14 protein-coding genes are annotated in these 18,795 nt (G+C 35.3%); 5 read left to right on the plus strand and 9 right to left on the minus strand.

Going from position 1 to position 18,795, the window contains the following annotated elements; translation table 11 throughout:
- Positions 1 to 106: 106 nt before the first annotated feature.
- Positions 107 to 1,327 (minus strand): 3-oxoacyl-[acyl-carrier-protein] synthase III C-terminal domain-containing protein, encoded by a 1,221-nt coding sequence (locus AAC069_RS06815; RefSeq protein ID WP_339919733.1) that lies wholly within the window; start codon positions 1,325 to 1,327, stop codon positions 107 to 109.
- Between the two features lie 336 nt (positions 1,328 to 1,663).
- Positions 1,664 to 2,968 (minus strand): NAD(P)/FAD-dependent oxidoreductase, encoded by a 1,305-nt coding sequence (locus AAC069_RS06820; protein WP_339919735.1) that lies wholly within the window; start codon positions 2,966 to 2,968, stop codon positions 1,664 to 1,666.
- Between the two features lie 194 nt (positions 2,969 to 3,162).
- Between AAC069_RS06820 and AAC069_RS06825 the strand changes: the two genes are divergently transcribed.
- From AAC069_RS06825 to AAC069_RS06835, 3 genes are all read left to right on the plus strand, one after another.
- Positions 3,163 to 3,591, plus strand: coding sequence for a hypothetical protein (locus tag AAC069_RS06825; protein ID WP_339919736.1), 429 nt, complete (start codon positions 3,163 to 3,165; stop codon positions 3,589 to 3,591).
- Positions 3,592 to 3,925: 334 nt separating this feature from the next.
- Entirely contained in the window at positions 3,926 to 4,420 is a 495-nt protein-coding gene (locus tag AAC069_RS06830) for a sigma-70 family RNA polymerase sigma factor (RefSeq protein ID WP_074723875.1), read from the plus strand.
- Positions 4,421 to 4,425: 5 nt separating this feature from the next.
- Complete coding sequence (locus AAC069_RS06835) at positions 4,426 to 5,058, plus strand: hypothetical protein (RefSeq protein ID WP_339919737.1); 633 nt, start codon at positions 4,426 to 4,428, stop codon at positions 5,056 to 5,058.
- A gap of 92 nt (positions 5,059 to 5,150) precedes the next feature.
- On the opposite strand, the gene AAC069_RS06840 is transcribed toward AAC069_RS06835, so the two are convergent.
- Together AAC069_RS06840 and AAC069_RS06845 are read right to left on the minus strand one after the other, a co-directional pair.
- Positions 5,151 to 5,960, minus strand: a complete 810-nt coding sequence (locus tag AAC069_RS06840; RefSeq protein WP_339919738.1) for a lysophospholipid acyltransferase family protein — start codon at positions 5,958 to 5,960, stop codon at positions 5,151 to 5,153.
- Between the two features lie 113 nt (positions 5,961 to 6,073).
- Positions 6,074 to 6,733, minus strand: a complete 660-nt coding sequence (locus tag AAC069_RS06845; protein WP_339919740.1) for a CoA pyrophosphatase — start codon at positions 6,731 to 6,733, stop codon at positions 6,074 to 6,076.
- 84 nt (positions 6,734 to 6,817) lie between these two features.
- On the opposite strand from AAC069_RS06845, the gene AAC069_RS06850 reads away from it, so the two are divergent.
- A complete protein-coding gene (locus AAC069_RS06850; RefSeq protein WP_339919741.1) occupies positions 6,818 to 7,252 on the plus strand; it encodes a DUF4268 domain-containing protein in 435 nt (144 codons plus the stop codon).
- 134 nt (positions 7,253 to 7,386) lie between these two features.
- On the opposite strand, the gene AAC069_RS06855 is transcribed toward AAC069_RS06850, so the two are convergent.
- From AAC069_RS06855 to AAC069_RS06870, 4 genes are all read right to left on the minus strand, one after another.
- On the minus strand, positions 7,387 to 8,928 hold the full coding sequence (locus AAC069_RS06855) for an acyl-CoA carboxylase subunit beta (RefSeq protein ID WP_339919743.1): 1,542 nt from the start codon (positions 8,926 to 8,928) through the stop codon (positions 7,387 to 7,389).
- Positions 8,929 to 8,931: 3 nt separating this feature from the next.
- The gene (accC, locus tag AAC069_RS06860; RefSeq protein WP_339919744.1) at positions 8,932 to 10,374 is read right to left on the minus strand and encodes an acetyl-CoA carboxylase biotin carboxylase subunit; all 1,443 of its coding nucleotides are present in this window, start codon (positions 10,372 to 10,374) and stop codon (positions 8,932 to 8,934) included.
- Between the two features lie 4 nt (positions 10,375 to 10,378).
- Positions 10,379 to 10,864 carry an acetyl-CoA carboxylase biotin carboxyl carrier protein subunit gene (locus AAC069_RS06865; protein WP_339919746.1) on the minus strand — a complete coding sequence of 162 codons (486 nt, stop codon included), beginning with the start codon at positions 10,862 to 10,864 and terminating at the stop codon, positions 10,379 to 10,381.
- Between the two features lie 180 nt (positions 10,865 to 11,044).
- The gene (locus AAC069_RS06870) at positions 11,045 to 13,234 is read right to left on the minus strand and encodes a B12-binding domain-containing radical SAM protein (RefSeq protein ID WP_339919747.1); all 2,190 of its coding nucleotides are present in this window, start codon (positions 13,232 to 13,234) and stop codon (positions 11,045 to 11,047) included.
- A gap of 167 nt (positions 13,235 to 13,401) precedes the next feature.
- Here AAC069_RS06870 and AAC069_RS06875 point away from each other — a divergent pair, with 167 nt between their 5' ends.
- Positions 13,402 to 17,457 carry a T9SS type B sorting domain-containing protein gene (locus AAC069_RS06875; RefSeq protein ID WP_339919748.1) on the plus strand — a complete coding sequence of 1,352 codons (4,056 nt, stop codon included), beginning with the start codon at positions 13,402 to 13,404 and terminating at the stop codon, positions 17,455 to 17,457.
- Between the two features lie 14 nt (positions 17,458 to 17,471).
- Here the strand turns inward: AAC069_RS06875 and AAC069_RS06880 are convergent, their stop codons facing one another.
- Complete coding sequence (locus AAC069_RS06880; RefSeq protein ID WP_339919749.1) at positions 17,472 to 18,755, minus strand: MFS transporter; 1,284 nt, start codon at positions 18,753 to 18,755, stop codon at positions 17,472 to 17,474.
- Between the last annotated feature and the right edge of the window lie 40 nt (positions 18,756 to 18,795).

Below are 18,795 nucleotides of genomic sequence, written 5' to 3' on the forward strand. Positions count from 1 at the left end.
CGGAGATATCATTGTCTAGCTTACTTTTTATAACTCATCACAGTCTTATCATTCTAAATTATCTCTAGAAGAATAATTGTTTATTAGTTTGTATTCTAGACGATACTTATATTTTTTCCAGTAGCAATCCTGTGGCGGTAAGACCGGGTCCAAATGCCATTGCAACAATTTTAGTTCCTGCTGGTATATTTGAATCGTTGACGATTTCATTAAAAATATGAGGTACCGTGGCTGACGACATGTTTCCATGACGATACAATATATCATAGGACCAGCTGGCTTGTTCTTTAGTTATTCCAATTGCATCTACTACATAATCAATAATTTTGGGTCCACCTGGATGTATGGCGAAATGCATTTTAGATTTTTCCTCTTCAAGATCAACGCCTACTTTAGCGCAAAGTGTCGATAGAAAACCCTTGATATTTTTACGGATAAAAACAGGAACTCTCTTTGAAAGGGTCATTAAAAAATTGTACTCGCCTATTTCCCAAGACATATCCTCCAATGAATCTGGAATAATAACTTCATGTGAAGCCAAGATTCGCAAACCTTTTTTCTCTAATATCGTCTCATCGTTCATGAAAGAATCTTCTTCATACAAAGAATACCCAATAAAGCCATCAGCAAAAAGAGAGCAAATCATCGTATTTGCTATAGAAAATTCAGTTAAATTTAAATGCGCTGAAAGCAACTCGGTATGAACCACATCAGCTCTTCCATTAGTTGTACTACCACTTATGAGGCTACTCGCCGTACGAATGGCCGGAAAAGCCCCGTAACAACCCATTTGATAGGAATGTGTAACTTGGGTCGTTTCCCATTCTCTACTTATTGCGGCCTGTTGGGCAACACTAGGAGAAGAGTAACCGGAACAAGTCACGTGAACTAAGTTTTCAGGAGCTTTATCAATATCTGAATAAAACTCGTCAAAAACATACCCCATCTTATTTTTGAACCATTCCATTCGAACTCCTATTTTGGGTCCAAATGTATCTCCTGTTTTTGTGGCTAAGCTTGAAGGGAAGTGATAATCTGAAGGCGAAGTCGTATTAATTTTATTTTCAATAAAATCTTCCACCTCTTCAAAAATAAGAACTTGTCGTTTATTAATACTTTCCGAAGGAATAGAATATTTGTCGACTTGATTTGATATCTCATCAAAACTACTCGGTACCATTTGAATCTCATCATCTACAACTTCATTCGTTACCGCTAGATTTTGAAAATGGTGGTAAAGAAACTTGGTGTATTGATTAAGTTTTTGTTGGTCGAATAATTTTCCCACAAGAATGGGTTTGAAATTGGAAATAATAATGCTTTTCATTAATTTTAGGACTTGGTTTAAAAGTCTAAATTAATTTAAAACTGTTTAAAAAAATAGGGCGCAAAAATGTAGGAAATAATTCAAATGTAAGTATCTCATTTTCAACAAGTTATAAATACTAAAAATAAGTTAAATTACTGTTAATCAGTACATTGTAAGAATGATATCACATGTCAATATACGCTGATTATCAGACTCGTAAGAATGATATTACAGCCTTTAACACATCCGTTTTTTTAAGAATCATCTCTTAGTTCCAAATTGTTTTCCAAGTATTTAAGTAAATACATTAGGGCAACTCTGTCCTTTATAAACTATCAATAACTCCTACTATAATCAAACCTCATCACTAGTAAAAGCAGTAAAGCTTTTCTTTTTGTAGGGCCTGATGATCAAACGGCCTTCACGATCAAAACGAATATAATTATAAACCCAGTTTAAGAAAACCACGGCTTTATTTTTGAATCCTATTAGCGAGAATAAATGAACAAACATCCAAACAAACCAAGCAAAAACACCGCTGAAATGGTAATTAGGTAAATCTACTACAGCTTTATTGCGACCTATAGTTGCCATCGATCCCTTATCATTGTATTCGAATGGTTCCATGGCTTTATTTTGAATTAATTTCACAATATTTTCCCCCAGTAGTTTTCCTTGCTGCAAAGCAGGTTGAGCCATCATAGGATGTCCTTCTGGATACTCCTCTGTTTCCATAGAAGCGATATCTCCGACAGCAAAAATATCATCATAACCTTTCACTTGGCTGAACTGATTGACACGGATGCGTTCTACTCTTTCCACTAAAGAATTAGCATCAAGACCCGCTACTAAAGCTCCCTGAACTCCCGCAGTCCATATTACAGTGGCCGTATCAAAAGCCAAATCAGAATTAGTAGTTATGGTACGGCCATCATAATTAGTCACACGAACATTCTTCCAAATCTTTACACCAAGTTCGACTAAGAATTTTTCGGCGGCCATTGATGACTTTTCCGTCATGGTATTAAGAATCCTATCGCCGCTCTGAATGAGGTTAATTTCCATTTTTGCTATATCTAAATCGGGATAATCCTTTTGTAGAATTGCCTTTTTCATCTCGGCGAGAGCACCAGCCAACTCTACTCCCGTGGGGCCACCACCTACAAGTACAAAATTGATTAAACTATTCTTTTCAGCAACATCAGTAGTTAAAACTGCTTGCTCAAAATTCTCTAGGATAAGGCTTCTGATGTTTAGTGATTGCGGTATGGTTTTCATCGCCATACTATATCGTTTAATGTCTTTATTACCAAAATAATTGGTTTTCGACCCTGTAGCAATAACAAGATAATCATAGCTTAATTCTCCAATTTCGGCAATGATCTTTTTATTCTTAGTATCTATTTCCTGAACAGAAGTGAGTCGGAAATAACAATCATCATATTCCTGAATAACCTTACGGATGGGGTAGGCAATAGAACCAGCCTCAAGACCTCCTGTAGCCACTTGATATAATAGCGGCTGAAAAGTGTGGTAATTATGCTTGTCTAAAAGAACTACTTGTACTTTTTGATTCTTTAGTTCTTTGGCTAGAGCAATTCCTGCAAAACCACCACCAATAATTACGATTCTCGGCAAATTTGAATTAGGGATATTCATGTTTGTATCTAGTATTATGTAAAAACAAAGTTAAGGAAGATTTGAGAAATGGCTCATATTAAAAATTATAAATATAATTCACGAAAATAAAAGCGTCAGCAATTTAGTACTAAAATAATCCATAATAAATTATTGTTTGTACTATTTATATTACTATTTTCGCATTCCATATTAATTATTTAACAAACAAATTCATGAAAAAAAGATTTACAGTTATCGCCTTGTCACTATCTATGCTACTTTTTTTAAATAGCTGTGGCGTTATGTTTGGTGGAAGCCGTTACGAAGGAACAATCGTTGCTAAAGATCATCCAAATGCCCAAATCTATGTTGACGGTCAAAAAATGGGTAACGGTCAAGTGACTGGTTTATTTCCTAGAAATAAAGCATTAAACGTAGAAATGAAAGAGGATGGTTGTGATACAAAAACACAAACATTTAATAATGCTTTCAGAACCGGTAATTTCATTTTATCTGTAATTTCATGGGGCTTAATAGGAATTGGAGTTGATTTAGGTACTGGTGCTTCTTACAAGCCAGACCACAAAAACAATCCTGCTATTCAAAAAGTAAGTGATAAAAAATATACTTTTAATGTAGATTATTCAGACTGCAACAAATAGTCAACAAAACACCCAATCTAAAGCCCTTTATGAAATTTCATAGAGGGCTTTTTTTATGATTAGTTCTATACTTCAATTGGAGTACTTACAACTCCTCAATTATATCATGTTTCCATTTTGCCTTATTACTTCCTTAAAACATTTGAGAGAAAATGTCATTGTGAAAAATAGAAATACTTAAATAGCCCCGATGGAAATGGTAATCCTCCCGATTTGCCTTTTAGGGAGATTAGAATGTACAGCGGGACAAGGCGTAAATGTTAAAGTAAATGGTTGTGCTCCTAAAAATTGTATTACTTTGTAACAAAATTGACTTGAAGTACACTAATGAGTTATGAGTGAAAATCTAGAACATTCTTTTGTTACGCAATTGAAGGAAAATCAGAATATAATCCACAAAATTTGTCGGTTATATACTGATTGTGAAGATTCACATAAAGACTTATTTCAAGAAGTGACGATTCAATTATGGAAAGCATTTCCAAAATTTAGAGGCGACAGCAAATTTTCTACTTGGGCCTATCGTGTAGCGCTGAACACGGCAATCACATTATACAGAAAAAACAAACGATCATTATCTACCGTTGAATATGAGGGCCGTCAGCACTTTATTAAGGACGTAGAGTATAATTATGAGGAAGAGGAGCAAATTAAGCTTATGTACAAGGCTGTATATCAATTAAACGACATTGAGAAAGCTTTGGTTTTTATGTACCTCGAGGATAAGGATTACCGCGAGATAGCGGAAACTTTAGGGATTAGCGAAGTGAATGCTAGAGTGAAAATGAATAGAATAAAGGGAAAACTAAAAAAAATATTAAATCCTTAAGGAATATGAAAGAGCTGGATTTATTAAAAAAAGACTGGCAAAAGAACAAGGATTCTTTTGATCAGATATCAGAAATAGAAATTTACAAAATGATTCATAAAAAATCGTCTTCCATTGTGAAGTGGATTTTAATCATCAGTATTTTGGAGGTAATGCTATGGACCTGTCTCAGCTTAATTTTTAATGCAGATGACTATCTTGAAAAGATAAATAACAAAGGATTCATTTCGTATTTAAGGATATTTACCTATTTAAGTTATGGAGTAATCGTCATCTTTATTTATTTGTTTTATAAGAATTACATTCGAATTTCAACAATAGCTTCCACAAAACAATTGATGAAAGATATTTTGAAAACCCGTAAAACGGTACAATACTATGTTTGGTACAATCTGGCAATGATTGTGTTTGGTTTAATTGTTGGATTTATAATTGCTTTATTTTATAATCCTGAAACTGCTGTTTTGAGAGAAAAAATTGAACATGACCCAAAAATAATGGCGATCACTATTGGTATATTGGCCTTAGTTACCATCGTGCTATTTGGATTGTTTTGGTTATTCTACAGACTGCTATATGGTATTTTACTGAGAAGGTTGCATGCCAATTATAAAGAACTGAAGAAGATAGACTTGTAGTAGTGGTATTTATTTTTTTCAAACAAAAAAGCCAGCAATTTTAAATAATTGCTGGCTTTTTATTTTATGTAAAAAATGGTATTTCTTACCTATTAATATTCCCATTTACGAAGCTTATTTAATTTCTCTTGCTCGTCGACTTCTTCGACTGGAATTACTTTTAGAAAAGAAGAATGTTGCTCGATTGCGTATTCTACTTTTTCCACGATATCATCAATAGAATCATTGTCATAGTCAATCTCAAGAGGCTCTTTAATAATAAAGGATTGTAAAATTCCCTTCTTTTTCATACGCAAACCTTTTTTATCAAATGAACGACGGAAACCATCGATAACAATAGGAACCACTATAGGACGGTGTTCTTTAATTATATGCGCTGTCCCTTTACGAACAGGCTTGAATGATTTAGTTGTTCCTTGCGGAAATGTAATCACCCAACCATCTTTAAGTGCAATTTTAATATTTTCGGTATCATTAGGATTTACGTCTTTTTTATCGCTAACGTCCTTGCCTTTTGCACGCCAGGTTCGCTCTACGCTAATTGCACCTGCATACGCCATTATCCTTGGCAGCAAACCAGCTTGCATCGTTTCTTTGGCGGCCACATAATAGATATTCAATTTGGGATTCCATAAGTACAATACATCTTTTATATTGTTCTCTCTCCCTTTTAAACTAGCGTTAAATACATGAAACATGGCTACGACATCAGCAAAGTAAGTTTGATGATTCGATATAAATAGCACGTTAGTGTCTGGTAAATTTCTAATAATCTCTGAGCCTTCAATCTGTAATTCGTTGAAGCCTCTATAACGCCTATGGGTAAACCCTCCGAAAATTCGAATCAACCATCTCTTTACGAAAAGGATGTGACCAAAAGGATTTCTCTTAAATAACCCCATATAATTGTATGTTTATCTTCTAAATTTGCTTTACAAACTTACGAAATTATTTTTTGTACTCTAATGTTATCCGTATATGCCCCACTGAAATAACAACCTTGATTGCTCGAAATTTATCCTAACTTTTTTTCTACCTCCAAAACCGACTTCAAAACATCTTTTAACTCGCTAAGCATCATTGCCGTAGCGCCCCAAACAACATGACCATCAATATCGAAGGCAGGAACACTTATGTTTTTGGCATAAGAAGTAGTCAGTTTTGCCTCAATGATAATTTTATCGCTTAGAAAAACAGATAAGGGCAATTCAATGATACGAGAAACTTCAGTTGGATCTAGCACAAAACAAACTTCCTCTTTACAAATTCCTAAATAAGGATAGACCATAAAGTTACTTGGAGGAATATAGGTAGGCGTAAATAACTTAATAATTTCCATTTGACTAGGGCGTATCCCAACCTCTTCATGCGTTTCCCGTAATGCGGTTGCAGAAAAATCTTCATCTTCTGTTTCCCACTTCCCTCCGGGGAATGCTATTTGTCCAGAATGAACACCCTCATAGGCATTCCGAACAATTAAAACTAAATGCGTCATCCCATTCTTTGGGTAAAACAACATCATAACAGCAGCCATTCTTGGGTCTTTATTTTCGCTGAATGCATTTTTCAAGCTTTCCATTCTTTCAAATGGAGCCATTTTAAGATGCGCCTCCATCGCCGGAAGTTTCGCTTGAGCGAAATGAGGAACATATTCTAAAAAATGTTGAAAATCCATAATCAAAGTCTATTTTTGCATATTAAAGTAAATGTACTCTAGAAAATAATAGTGCGCAAATTTTCTAATAATCAAACAATCAAAATGTATAGCAAAGAAGAAACTCAAAAATTAAAGAGAGAGTTCTGGGTCACATTCGCAGAAAAATTTCCCCGAAAATGGGTATTATATGACACCAAAATCAAAGACTTCTCTTTTAAATTTTATGTAGATAATAAAAAAGCCCAAGTTTTAATTGATATTGAGCATCGAAATAATGAAACCCGAAATGCTTATTTTGATAAGCTGGAAGCTTTAAAAAATATATTGGCTGAAGAATTCATAGCCGATTTAGTATTTGAAAGAGACTACGTTCTTGAAAACGGAAAAACAATCAGTCGCATTTGGGTTGAAAAACTAGGAGTAAGTGTTAGTAACAGAAACTACTGGGACGAAATATTTGCTTTTTATAATGAGAAAATGACTGCTTTAGAGCTTTTCTATTCTGAATATGATGATTTTATAAAAGACATAGCATAGTCGAAAAAACTGGCTTTATTAGTTTTTTTTTCGTGCTTTCGATAGCACTCATAATATATTCTTACAAGTAAAAAAGCGATTGTTAAATAGAGTTTCCTCTATTCAACAATCGCTTTTCTGATATATATTAAAAACTATAACGGAATATTTCCGTGTTTTCTATTGGGAGTAACACTAACTTTATTCTCAAGCATACTGTATGCTTTAATTAATTTTCTGCGTGTATCTTGGGGTAAGATAACCTCATCCACAAAACCTCTTTGCGCTGCAGTATATGGATTAGCAAAAAGCTTTGCATATTCTGCTTCTTTTTCTAATAATTTAGCTGCAGGATCTGCCGCTTCGTTAATTTCTTTTTTAAAGATAATTTCTGAGGCACCTTTTGCTCCCATCACCGCAATTTCAGCAGTTGGCCATGCATAATTCATGTCGGCACCAATGTGTTTCGAGTTCATCACATCATAAGCACCACCATAAGCTTTACGCGTAATAACGGTAATTCTAGGTACGGTTGCTTCGCTTAAAGCATAAAGTAATTTAGCACCGTGAACAATAATTCCGTGCCACTCTTGATCTGTTCCAGGTAAGAAACCAGGTACATCAACCAAAACTAACAAAGGGATATTGAAACAATCGCAAAAACGAGTAAATCGTGCCGCTTTAATCGAACTATTTACATCCAAAACTCCGGCTAAATACAATGGCTGATTTGCCACGATACCAATGCTTCTTCCACCTAATCTGGCAAAACCTACAATAATATTTTCGGCATAATTTTTATGAACTTCGAAGAAAGAATCCTCATCAATAATCCCAGCAATAACGTTATGCATGTCATAAGGCTTGTTTGGATTATCAGGAATAATACTTGCCAGTTGTTCGCGTACCTCATCATTTAGTTCATAAGGCAGCTTTGCAGTCGTCTCTTTATTACTTTGCGGTAAATAGCTCAACAATTGTTTTAGATCTTCCAGACATTCTACATCATTTGCAGAAGTAATATGTGCCACACCAGACTTAGTGGAATGTGTACTTGCTCCTCCCAGTTCCTCAGACGTTACGGTTTCATTAGTAACCGTTTTAACTACGTTAGGCCCAGTCACAAACATATAACTGGTATCTTCTACCATCATGGTAAAGTCAGTCATAGCAGGAGAATATACCGCTCCACCGGCGCAGGGGCCCATAATAGCAGATATTTGCGGAATAACACCACTTGCTTGTACGTTTCTATAAAAAATATCAGCATAGCCACCCAAAGAACGAACACCTTCTTGAATACGAGCACCACCTGAATCGTTTAGTCCGATCATGGGCGCACCCATTTTCACTGCCATATCCATCACTTTACAGATTTTTTCGGCATGTGTTTCAGACAAAGCGCCACCAAAAACGGTGAAATCTTGAGCAAAAACGTAGACTAATCTTCCGTTAATGGTTCCGTATCCAGTTATCACACCGTCTCCATAATATTTTTCTTTCTCCATTCCAAAATCAGTGGTACGGTGTGTCACCAATATTCCAATTTCTTCAAAAGAACCTTCATCCATCAAATAGTTAACACGCTCTCTTGCTGTTAATTTCTTTTTTTGGTGTTGTTTTGCAATTCTGTTTTTACCTCCACCCAAATGGGCTTGAGCAATTTTATCGTTTAATTCTTTTATTTTAGACTCCATAATTTATTGATTTGGTAATCGTACTATTTTTTGATCTTCAAAATATTGTTTCAAAGCGATCATAGCGGCAATTTCAGCTTCTTGTGCCAATTGGTTTTTCAACATGTCTGCACTATAATATTTTTTCACAAAGTGCGTGTCAAAATTACCAGAACGGAATGCCTCATGTTCACAAACAAATTTCCCGAAAGGCAAAGTAGTTTGTACTCCTTCAACCAAATATCCATCAATTGCTTTGATCATAAGTTGGATTGCCTCTTCGCGGGTTTCGCCATACGTAATCAGCTTGGCAAGCATCGGGTCGTAATAGATTGGAATATCCATTCCTTGCTCAAAACCGTTATCAACGCGAATTCCTTCGCCAACAGGCAATTGGTAGACATCTAAATGTCCAACACTTGGAAGAAAATCATTCATAGGATCTTCAGCATAGACACGTAGTTCTAATGCATGACCTTTAATCACTAAGTCTTCCTGTTTTATCGTTAAAGCCTCTCCACGAGCCACTTTTATTTGCATTTCAACTAAATCAGTACCTGTAATCAACTCCGTTACTGGATGCTCCACTTGCAAACGAGTATTCATTTCAAGGAAGTAGAAATTATTGTTTTCATCCAATAAAAATTCCACAGTTCCAGCTCCCAGATAATCACAAGATTTAGCCACCATAACGGCAGCTTCACCCATTTCTTTACGTAACTCAGGTGTTAAAACCGAAGAAGGAGCTTCTTCGACTACTTTTTGATGGCGACGCTGAATACTACATTCTCTTTCGAATAAATATAAAATATTACCATAACTATCAGCCATGATTTGTATTTCGATATGACGAGGAGAAGCAACATATTTTTCTATAAAAACGGAACCATCACCAAAAGCATTTATAGCCTCGCTAATCGCTCTTTTCATTTGAGATTCAAATTCCTCCGCATTCTCAACAACTCGCATTCCTTTACCTCCACCTCCAGCGGCAGCTTTTATCAGAATAGGAAACCCTATTTTACTAGCAACTTCCTTGGCTTTTTCAATATCTGTAATTGCCTCGTCAAGACCAGGAACCATTGGAATATTGTAGACTTTCACAGCTTCTTTTGCGGCCAACTTATTACCCATTATATGAATGGCTTTTGATTTAGGCCCAATAAAAATGATATTGTTTTTTTCGGCCTTTTCGGCAAATTCAGCATTTTCACTCAAAAACCCATATCCTGGATGAATAGCATCCACGCCCAATGACTTGGCTACTTCAATAATTTTATCCCCTAATAAGTAAGACTGGTTTGAAGGTGATTCCCCAATCCAAACAGCTTCATCAGCAAATTTGACATGAGGTGCATTTCTATCGACTGTTGAATAAACAGCCACTGTTTTAATACCCATTTTCTGGGCAGTCTTCATTACTCTAATGGCAATTTCTCCCCTATTGGCAACTAATATCTTTTTCATACGCTTATTCAAATTCAATTAATAACTGCCCTTTATCCACAGCATCTCCCAATCCTACCGATATCGATTTGATAATTCCGTCGCGTGGAGAAAGAAAACTATTTTCCATTTTCATGGCTTCCAGAATTAACAAACTGTCGTTTTCCTTTACTGTTTGACCCACTACCACACTAATTTCTAAAATCAATCCCGGCATAGGTGCTTTGATCGCATTGACCTGCTTGGTCAATCCTACCTCAAATCCCAGTTCATGGATAAGCTGATCTAAATCATTGGAAATAGCAACAGTATAACTATTGTTATTTACTTTGACGGTATAGGTTTTATGATTGAAATCAGCCGAGAGAATCTCCGCTTTGTAGGGCTTGTTTTCGTGTAATACATGAAACGTTTTAACATCCATATCTACAGCGTCAAGCCGTGAAACTTGTTCCTTATCAAAATCAAATTGAAAAGAATCATTTACTTTTACTTTATAGCTATCACTCATTAATGCAATTTTTATGGTCGTAAAAATAAGTAAAAGAAAACGTTTTCGTAAGATAAAAAGATAGATTTATGCTAAAAAGATATAGTTACACGACTATATTTTAAAAATATAAATTTGACTCATTCTTTTAATTTTTCGAATTATATCAAAACTCTTTTATAAAAAAAGTTAGTATAGCCACTAAAGAACCAACAACCCAAACTCCCTTAAAGTGTTAATTGGTTTTGAGTACCAAAACAGTTCAAAGTCCTCTAGATTAGTTTCAAAATCAGCTTTAACTTCCAGAAATGAATAGGTCTTGGTGTTTGAAACAGTAACTTTCAATAACATTGCCACAAGCCATTCTCCTTCTTGTTTATTCGTCTGAATGGTGAAACTTTCTTTCTTATCGTGAAAAGTCAGTGTCATCATCTCCCAGGAATTTCCTTTTTTGGATTTGGTAAAATGATCAACAGAAGGCTTCCCTCCCAACCAAACAATTTTGGCTGTGGATTTAATTTTAAAATCTTCTGCAACTTCTAAAGCATTAAAAATATAGTCTTCCGGAATTTTAGTCTTCGGAATTTTAAATTCAAACCAGTCCTGCAATTCATAGTCGAAACAGATTCCATGCATGAAATTGAATAATGATTTTTTGAGTCCAAAACTAAACTTGTCATGGTCGATTCCTGTTGAATCAATATAGTTGATGTCGTTATTAGCAAAAGTTCCGATGACTTCAGTTTCTTTGACAACGCCAAATTTCTCTGGATGCATTCCTACAGGACTGTGTGCTGTCATGGCAAATTGATGCCAAAAACCAGACTGCAATACTCCTGCTTCAAACAATTGACGCACCATTTCAAGACTGTCTATCGTTTCCTGAACTGTTTGTGTTGGATAACCATACATTAGATAAGAATGCACCATAATCCCTGCTTCGGTAAAATTGCGAGTAACTTTGGCTACTTGCTCCACCGTTACCCCTTTGTCTATCAATTTCAACAAACGATCTGAAGCTACTTCGAGTCCGCCAGAAACGGCAATACAGCCGGAAGCTTTTAACAGTAAACACAAATCTCTAGAGAAACTTTTTTCGAATCGAATGTTTGTCCACCAAGTCACTGATAATTTTCTTCGAAGTATTTCCAGTGCCAATGCCCTCATCAATGCTGGAGGTGCTGCTTCATCCACATAGTGAAATCCATTTTCACCGGTTTGCTCCATCATTTGCTCCATGCGATCGCAAAGTAAACTAGCCGCAACTGGCTCGTAAATTTTAATGTAATCCAGAGAAATATCACAAAAAGTACATTTCCCCCAATAGCATCCATGCGCCATGGTGAGTTTATTCCAGCGTCCGTCGCTCCACATGCGGTGCATAGGGTTTACAATCTCGATAACCGAAATGTATTTATCCAACGGCAAATCAGAATAATCTGGTGTACCTACTTGCGCTTGCTTGTAATCTGGTTTTAGGGAATTATTTTTGTAAACTACTTTGCCATCTTCTAAAAGAAAAGTTCTTTTGAAGGAGTTGTGATTCGGGTTTTCAATATTGACTATTAATTCCTCAATAGGCACTTCGCCATCATCTAATGTGATGTAATCGAAAAACTCAAAAACTCGAGCATCCGAAAGCGAACGAAGTTCTGTATTAGGGAAACCACCTCCCGCTGAAATTTTAATTTCGGGATGGTGTTTTTTAACCCATTGAGCTGATCTAAAAGCACTGTATAAATTCCCCGGAAAGGGAATAGAAATCAAGAATAATGTAGGTTGAATAGCTTCTATTCGTTCTTTTAGAATAGAAAGTAATACCTCATCAATATAAGTTAGTTCTTGCTGCAAAGCGTCATACAATTCATCAAAAGAATTAGCACTTCGTCCTAATCGCTCTGCATACCGGCTGAAACCAAAGTTATCATCCACGCATTCCACGATAAAATCAGAGATATCTTCAAGATATAAGGTAGCCAAATGCTTGGCTTTATCCTGTGTTCCCATACTTCCAAAAGCCCAATCTAATTCTTCCAATTGTGCAAAACGGGAAGCTTCAGGCAAATAATCTTCCTGACAGATTTGAAGCGCCAAGGTTGGATTTTTCCCTTGCAGAAAACGGATTACCGCATCAATCGTTTTGATATACTCGTCTTGTAATACATAAATTCGTTTTGAATTATCTGAAACAGCCTCATCTAAAGTTGCAATTTTAAATAAATTCGACAATCCCACTTTCGAAAACAATTTCAAAATCACTTCAATCCCCAAATCCGCCTGAACGGAATCAATGTCTTTAGTATTCAGAAACCCCTTTATGTAAGCAGTTGCTGGATAAGGTGTGTTCAATTGTGTAAAAGGAGGCGTGATGAGAAATAATTTGGTTTTCAAAAGAAATAAGTTTTCTGCAAAAATAAGGGTTATTTGTGTTCTTTCCACGAAAAGATGCTTCACAATTCGAATTCCACATTTGACTACAAAAACGAATCTCTATCTAAATTAAATGTTTGTAGGATTTGTAGATATTTAATTACATTTACAATTGTCAAATTAATCTAATGAAACACATATTAGTCTTCCTTTTTTTATTAATTATTGTTCCTTCATCTGCGCAATACAAAAATAAATCAGCTGGTTTTATTGAAAACAAAGGCCAGATTATTGACCAAAAGGGAAAGCCAAACCCAGCAGTAAAGTTCCTGTTGAATTCGAATGGATTAAATGTACAATTAAGAAAAAATGGCTTCTCCTATGATATTTATGAAGTAAAAAAAACGACTGCACTACCTTTACAAACTTCCAAAAAAACAACATATCGGATTCCTGAAAAAGAAAAAAAAGAACCCGAATATAATTTTGAGTATGTATTTCATCGAGTTGACATCGATTTTGTAAATTCAAATTCTAATGTTGAATTCATTAAAGAACAAGAATCAAAAGATTTTGATAATTATTATAACATTCCAAACAATCCCAAAGGAATACTAGGGGTTCATAGCTTCAAACAAATCACATACAAAAATATTTATCCTAATATTGACGTAGTTTTCACCATCCCATCTGACTCTTTAAAAACTGTTGAATACAATTTCATAGTGCATCCAAAAGGAAAAATATCAGATATCCAGCTCAAATTTAATGGCGCCAAAACAGAATTAATTGACAATAAAATCCGAATGAGTGTTCGTTTTGGCGAGATGGATGAAACCTTACCAGCGAGCTGGACAGAAGATAAAACAGGTAAAAAAGACATTGCTATTGGATACAAAAAAATTAAGAACAATGTTTATGGTTTTGAGTCAAACGAAGAGTTCTCAGATAAAAAATTAATTATTGATCCCGTTCCCATTAGACTTTGGGGAACTTTTTATGGTGACCAAAGAAATATATATTTTACCCTTAAACCTTCTGACATAAGTACTGACACATTCGGTAATGCATACGTATCTGGAAGCAGTAGCTCCTTAAACCCATCTTATGCTACAGCAGGAGCTCACCAATCCTCTCCTTCCTCTGCTTATTTAAATGGGATAATTGAGAAATTTAGTCCCGATGGAAATCGATTATGGGGAACTTATTACGGTGGTCAAAATTATACTGACATAAAAGGTGTAAAAATAGATTCCCAGAATAATGTCATAATAACTGGAACAACCGAAAGTCCATTTTCTATAAGTACTGCAGGATCCTATAAACCTAATTTATCAGGTTCCTCAGATGCATTTTTAGCTAAATTTAATAGTGCAGGTGTTAGAATTTGGGCAACTTATTTTGGAGGCGAATACCAAGATTTAGGTCATGATATTGATATTGATGACAACGACAACATCTTCCTTATTGGCCTAACTACAAGTACAACTGGCATTGCTATTAACAGTAACTTCCAAACAAATTTGAACATTGATCCATCTGGTTCAAATACTATAGATGGTTACCTAGCCAAATTTGGAGATTCAGGTAATTTAATTTGGAGTACCTATGTTGGAGGTGAAAATCGTGATGACCTAAATGACATAGTGGTCAAAAATAATTACTTAATAATTGGAGGTACTACACGTAGTTTTAGCAATATTTCTACACCTGGAGTCTTTCAGGAATTTCACAATACAATTACCCATCCAGATGGAGTTATTTACAAATTTTCACTAAATGGAGAAAGAATATGGGCTACTTATTATGGAGGAGAACAAATTGATGAAATATATGCTGTTCAAGTTGATGATGAAGATAACATTTATCTTGGAGGACAAACAGCAAGCAATTTTAATATGACAACGGTAGGAAGTTTTGAAAGTACAAATTCATTTTCGTACAAAGGTTTTTTTGCAAAATTAAATAAGAATGGACATAGACTTTGGGGAACTTTTTTAGGTCAAGCTCATGTTTATTCCATCATTTATAAAAATAATTCAATATTTATTAGCGGTACAAACTTTGGGTTTGATTATCCAAAATTAACCAATTTATGCTCTTATAGATACAATAAACATTTTGAACGATACATAGCAAAATTCACCAAAGAAGCAGACCTTATTTGGGGAACATATATAGGTGGAGGGAGCTCATACAGTCCGATGAAAATAGCACTAGACAATAATAAAGGTATTTTTGCTAGTGGGATTTCTTCAGTTAATAACGGCATTGCTGATTTAGATTCTTATCAATCTAATGTTCTTGGAATTGAAAATTATTTCTTAATGAAATTTCTTGAACCTAGTATTTATGATATACCAACTGTAGAAAGCAATTCCCCAATCTGCATCGGCAACGAATTAAAATTGATTGCTTCAGGTGGAACAAATTATTTATGGACTGGTCCAAATGGATTCACCTCTACATTACAAAATCCAACAATCCCCAATGCAACGGCTTTAAATAGCGGTCAATACAGCTGTAGTATTACCGGAACTGGAGGTTGTGATGACACAAAAAAAGTTGATGTAATCATTGGTGATATTGAAGCTCCTATTCCTAACCTTGCAACTCTTCCTGTAATAAGTGGAGATTGCAACACCACAATTACAACATTCCCAACAGCAACTGATACCTGCGCCGGAACAATTATAGCAACGACCACAAGTCCGCTTTCATATAATCTACCTGGAACGTACACCGTTGTTTGGAAATATGATGATGGAAATGGAAATTCGATTAATCAAAACCAAACTGTTACTATTACTAGTCAACCTTCACCAATAGCTACTTCCCCACAAACCTTCTGCATTCAACAAAATGCAACATTATCCGCTGTTATTATTTCGGGACAAAACATAAAATGGTATGATTCTCAAACAAACGGGACTCTTTTATTAAATACAACAATTCTACAAAACGGCACCACCTATTACGCTTCCCAAACAATCAATAGCTGTGAAAGCGAAAGCGTTCCTGTTTTAATTAACATTGTCAATACCGCATCACCAACTGGCAATAGTCCGCAAACATTTTGCAGTAGTCAAAACCCTACCCTAGCTACTATTATCCTTTCCGGAACAGCTATACGGTGGTACGATAACGCAACTAATGGATTGCTTTTACCAACCACTACTCCTCTGCAAAATGGAATTACTTATTACGCTTCCCAAACAGAAAATGGCTGTGAAAGCACTACTCGCTTAGCAGTAACAATTGAACTGATCAATACTCTACCTGCGAGCAATTATGAAGAATTACTTTGTGACGATTTAAATGATGGCACCGAAACTGTGAATTTAAACAACTATGAATCGAATATAATTTCGAGCAATCCTACTTATACGTTATCTTACTATTCCACTATAGCTAGTGCTGAAAACGAATTATCAGCAAATAAAATTACAAACACTTCGAGCTACAGATTAAATTTAGGAGCCAACATAATTTATGTTCGCATCAATTCAAATACGCCTTGTTATGCGATTACCACATTAAAACTGACTGTCGTTGCTAAACCAATTATTCCCATTGCAGATATTGTACCCATTTGTGCAAACAATACTATTTCAATAAACGCAGGTGCACCTACAGATTCTTTTTTGTGGTCAACAGGAGCGACAACTCCTTCAATCTCTATAGTAAACCCAGGTGAATACGCTGTAACAGTAACTAGAAACTACGGTCCTATATCCTGCTTAAGTTCGAAAAAATTTAGCGTGAAAAAATCCACTATTGCAACGATCACTTCGATTGAAACTCTAGATTGGACAGATAAAAATAACATGATTACCATATATGTAAGCGGTGCTGGCGATTATGAATATTCCATTGACGGAATACATTACCAAAGCAATAATCAATTTCAAAATCTAATTAGCGGTGCTTATACGGCGTATGTCAAAGATAAAAACGGCTGCGGAATCGTAACCGATAAAGTCTACCTCCTTATGTATCCTAAATTCTTTACACCAAACGGTGATGGATACAATGATACTTGGAGCATTCATTTTTCAGATACTGAAGTTGGATTATCCGTGAAACTATTTGATCGTTATGGCAAATTAATTACCGTATTAAATAAAAATCAGACTTGGGATGGAACTTTTAACGGTCATGAACTTCCTTCAACAGATTATTGGTTTACTGTAACTAGAGCAGACGGAAAAATATATAAAGGACATTTTACGTTGAAACGATAATCAGCGATAGCTCATTAAAACTTATGCTCCTCTTTACTAATCATCAATAGCGAAAACAAAGAGATGCAAGCAGCTGCACTTAAATAAAAACCAACATAAGTCAAACTGTAATGTGTCGCCAGCCAAATAGCAATCATAGGCGCAAATGCTGCTCCGATAATTCCTGCCATGTTAAATGCTAATGAAGTCCCCGAATAGCGAACATTGGTTGGAAATAATTCTGACAGAAAAGTTCCTAATGGGCCATAGGTAAAACCCATTAAAGTCATTCCCAAGCATAAAAAAAACGTTACTAGAAAAGAACTTCCTGAATTTAGGAAGAAAGAAAATACAAAACCAAAAATAGCTATAGCAATTGTAGCATAGATAAGCATTTTTCTCCGCCCTATGCGATCAGCAAGTATAGCTGAAACTGGAATAAAAAACGCAAAAAACAAGACCGAAAATAACTGCATTAATAAAAAATCTCTTTTGGAATATCCCAAATCTGATGTTGCCCAACTCAGCGTAAAAACCGTCATTAGATAGAAAACTAAGAAAGTCGTAATGGCTGCAAATGTTCCGAAAATTAACTGATTTTTATAAAATTTCAATAAAGTAAAAAAAGGAACTTTTACTTCTTCCTTTTCTATTTTTGCATTTTCAAAAGCGGGAGTTTCAGTAATTTTTAATCGAATATAAAAACCAACTACTACTAATAAGGAACTCGCTATAAAAGGAATTCTCCATCCATAATCAAGAAAAGCTTCTGCGCTCATCGTATCTGTTAAAATCAAGAAAGTTCCACCTGAAAGTAATAACCCTATTGGCGCTCCCAATTGCGGAAACATTCCGTACCAGGCACGTTTATTAGGCGGAGCATTCTCGATGGCCAATAATACAGCTCCACCCCATTCGCCCCCCAAACCAACACCCTGACCAAAGCGGCACAGCATTAATAATAGAGGAGCTGCAATTCCGATGCTCGCATAACTAGGTAAAAACCCAATACTTACCGTTGAAATCCCCATGGTCAACAAAGCAATTACCAAGGTCGTTTTACGCCCCACCTTATCACCGTAATGACCAAATACCGCCGAGCCTAACGGCCTTGATAAAAAGGCTATTGAAAAAGTAGCTAAGGATAACAAAACGGAATTGGTACTATCTGAAGAAGGAAAAAATAATTGAGGAAATACCAACACTGCCGCATTAGCATAAATATAGAAATCAAAAAACTCAATTGTTGTTCCAATTAAACTACCAAAAAGAACATGTTTTAGTGAATTTTCTTTTTTCGGATTTGAACTCTCTTTCATAGGGAAGGTAAAATATTTCTGTAAAATTGACGCAAATTTT

The sequence above is a fragment of the uncultured Flavobacterium sp. genome (assembly GCF_963974175.1).
GTDB lineage: Bacteria > Bacteroidota > Bacteroidia > Flavobacteriales > Flavobacteriaceae > Flavobacterium.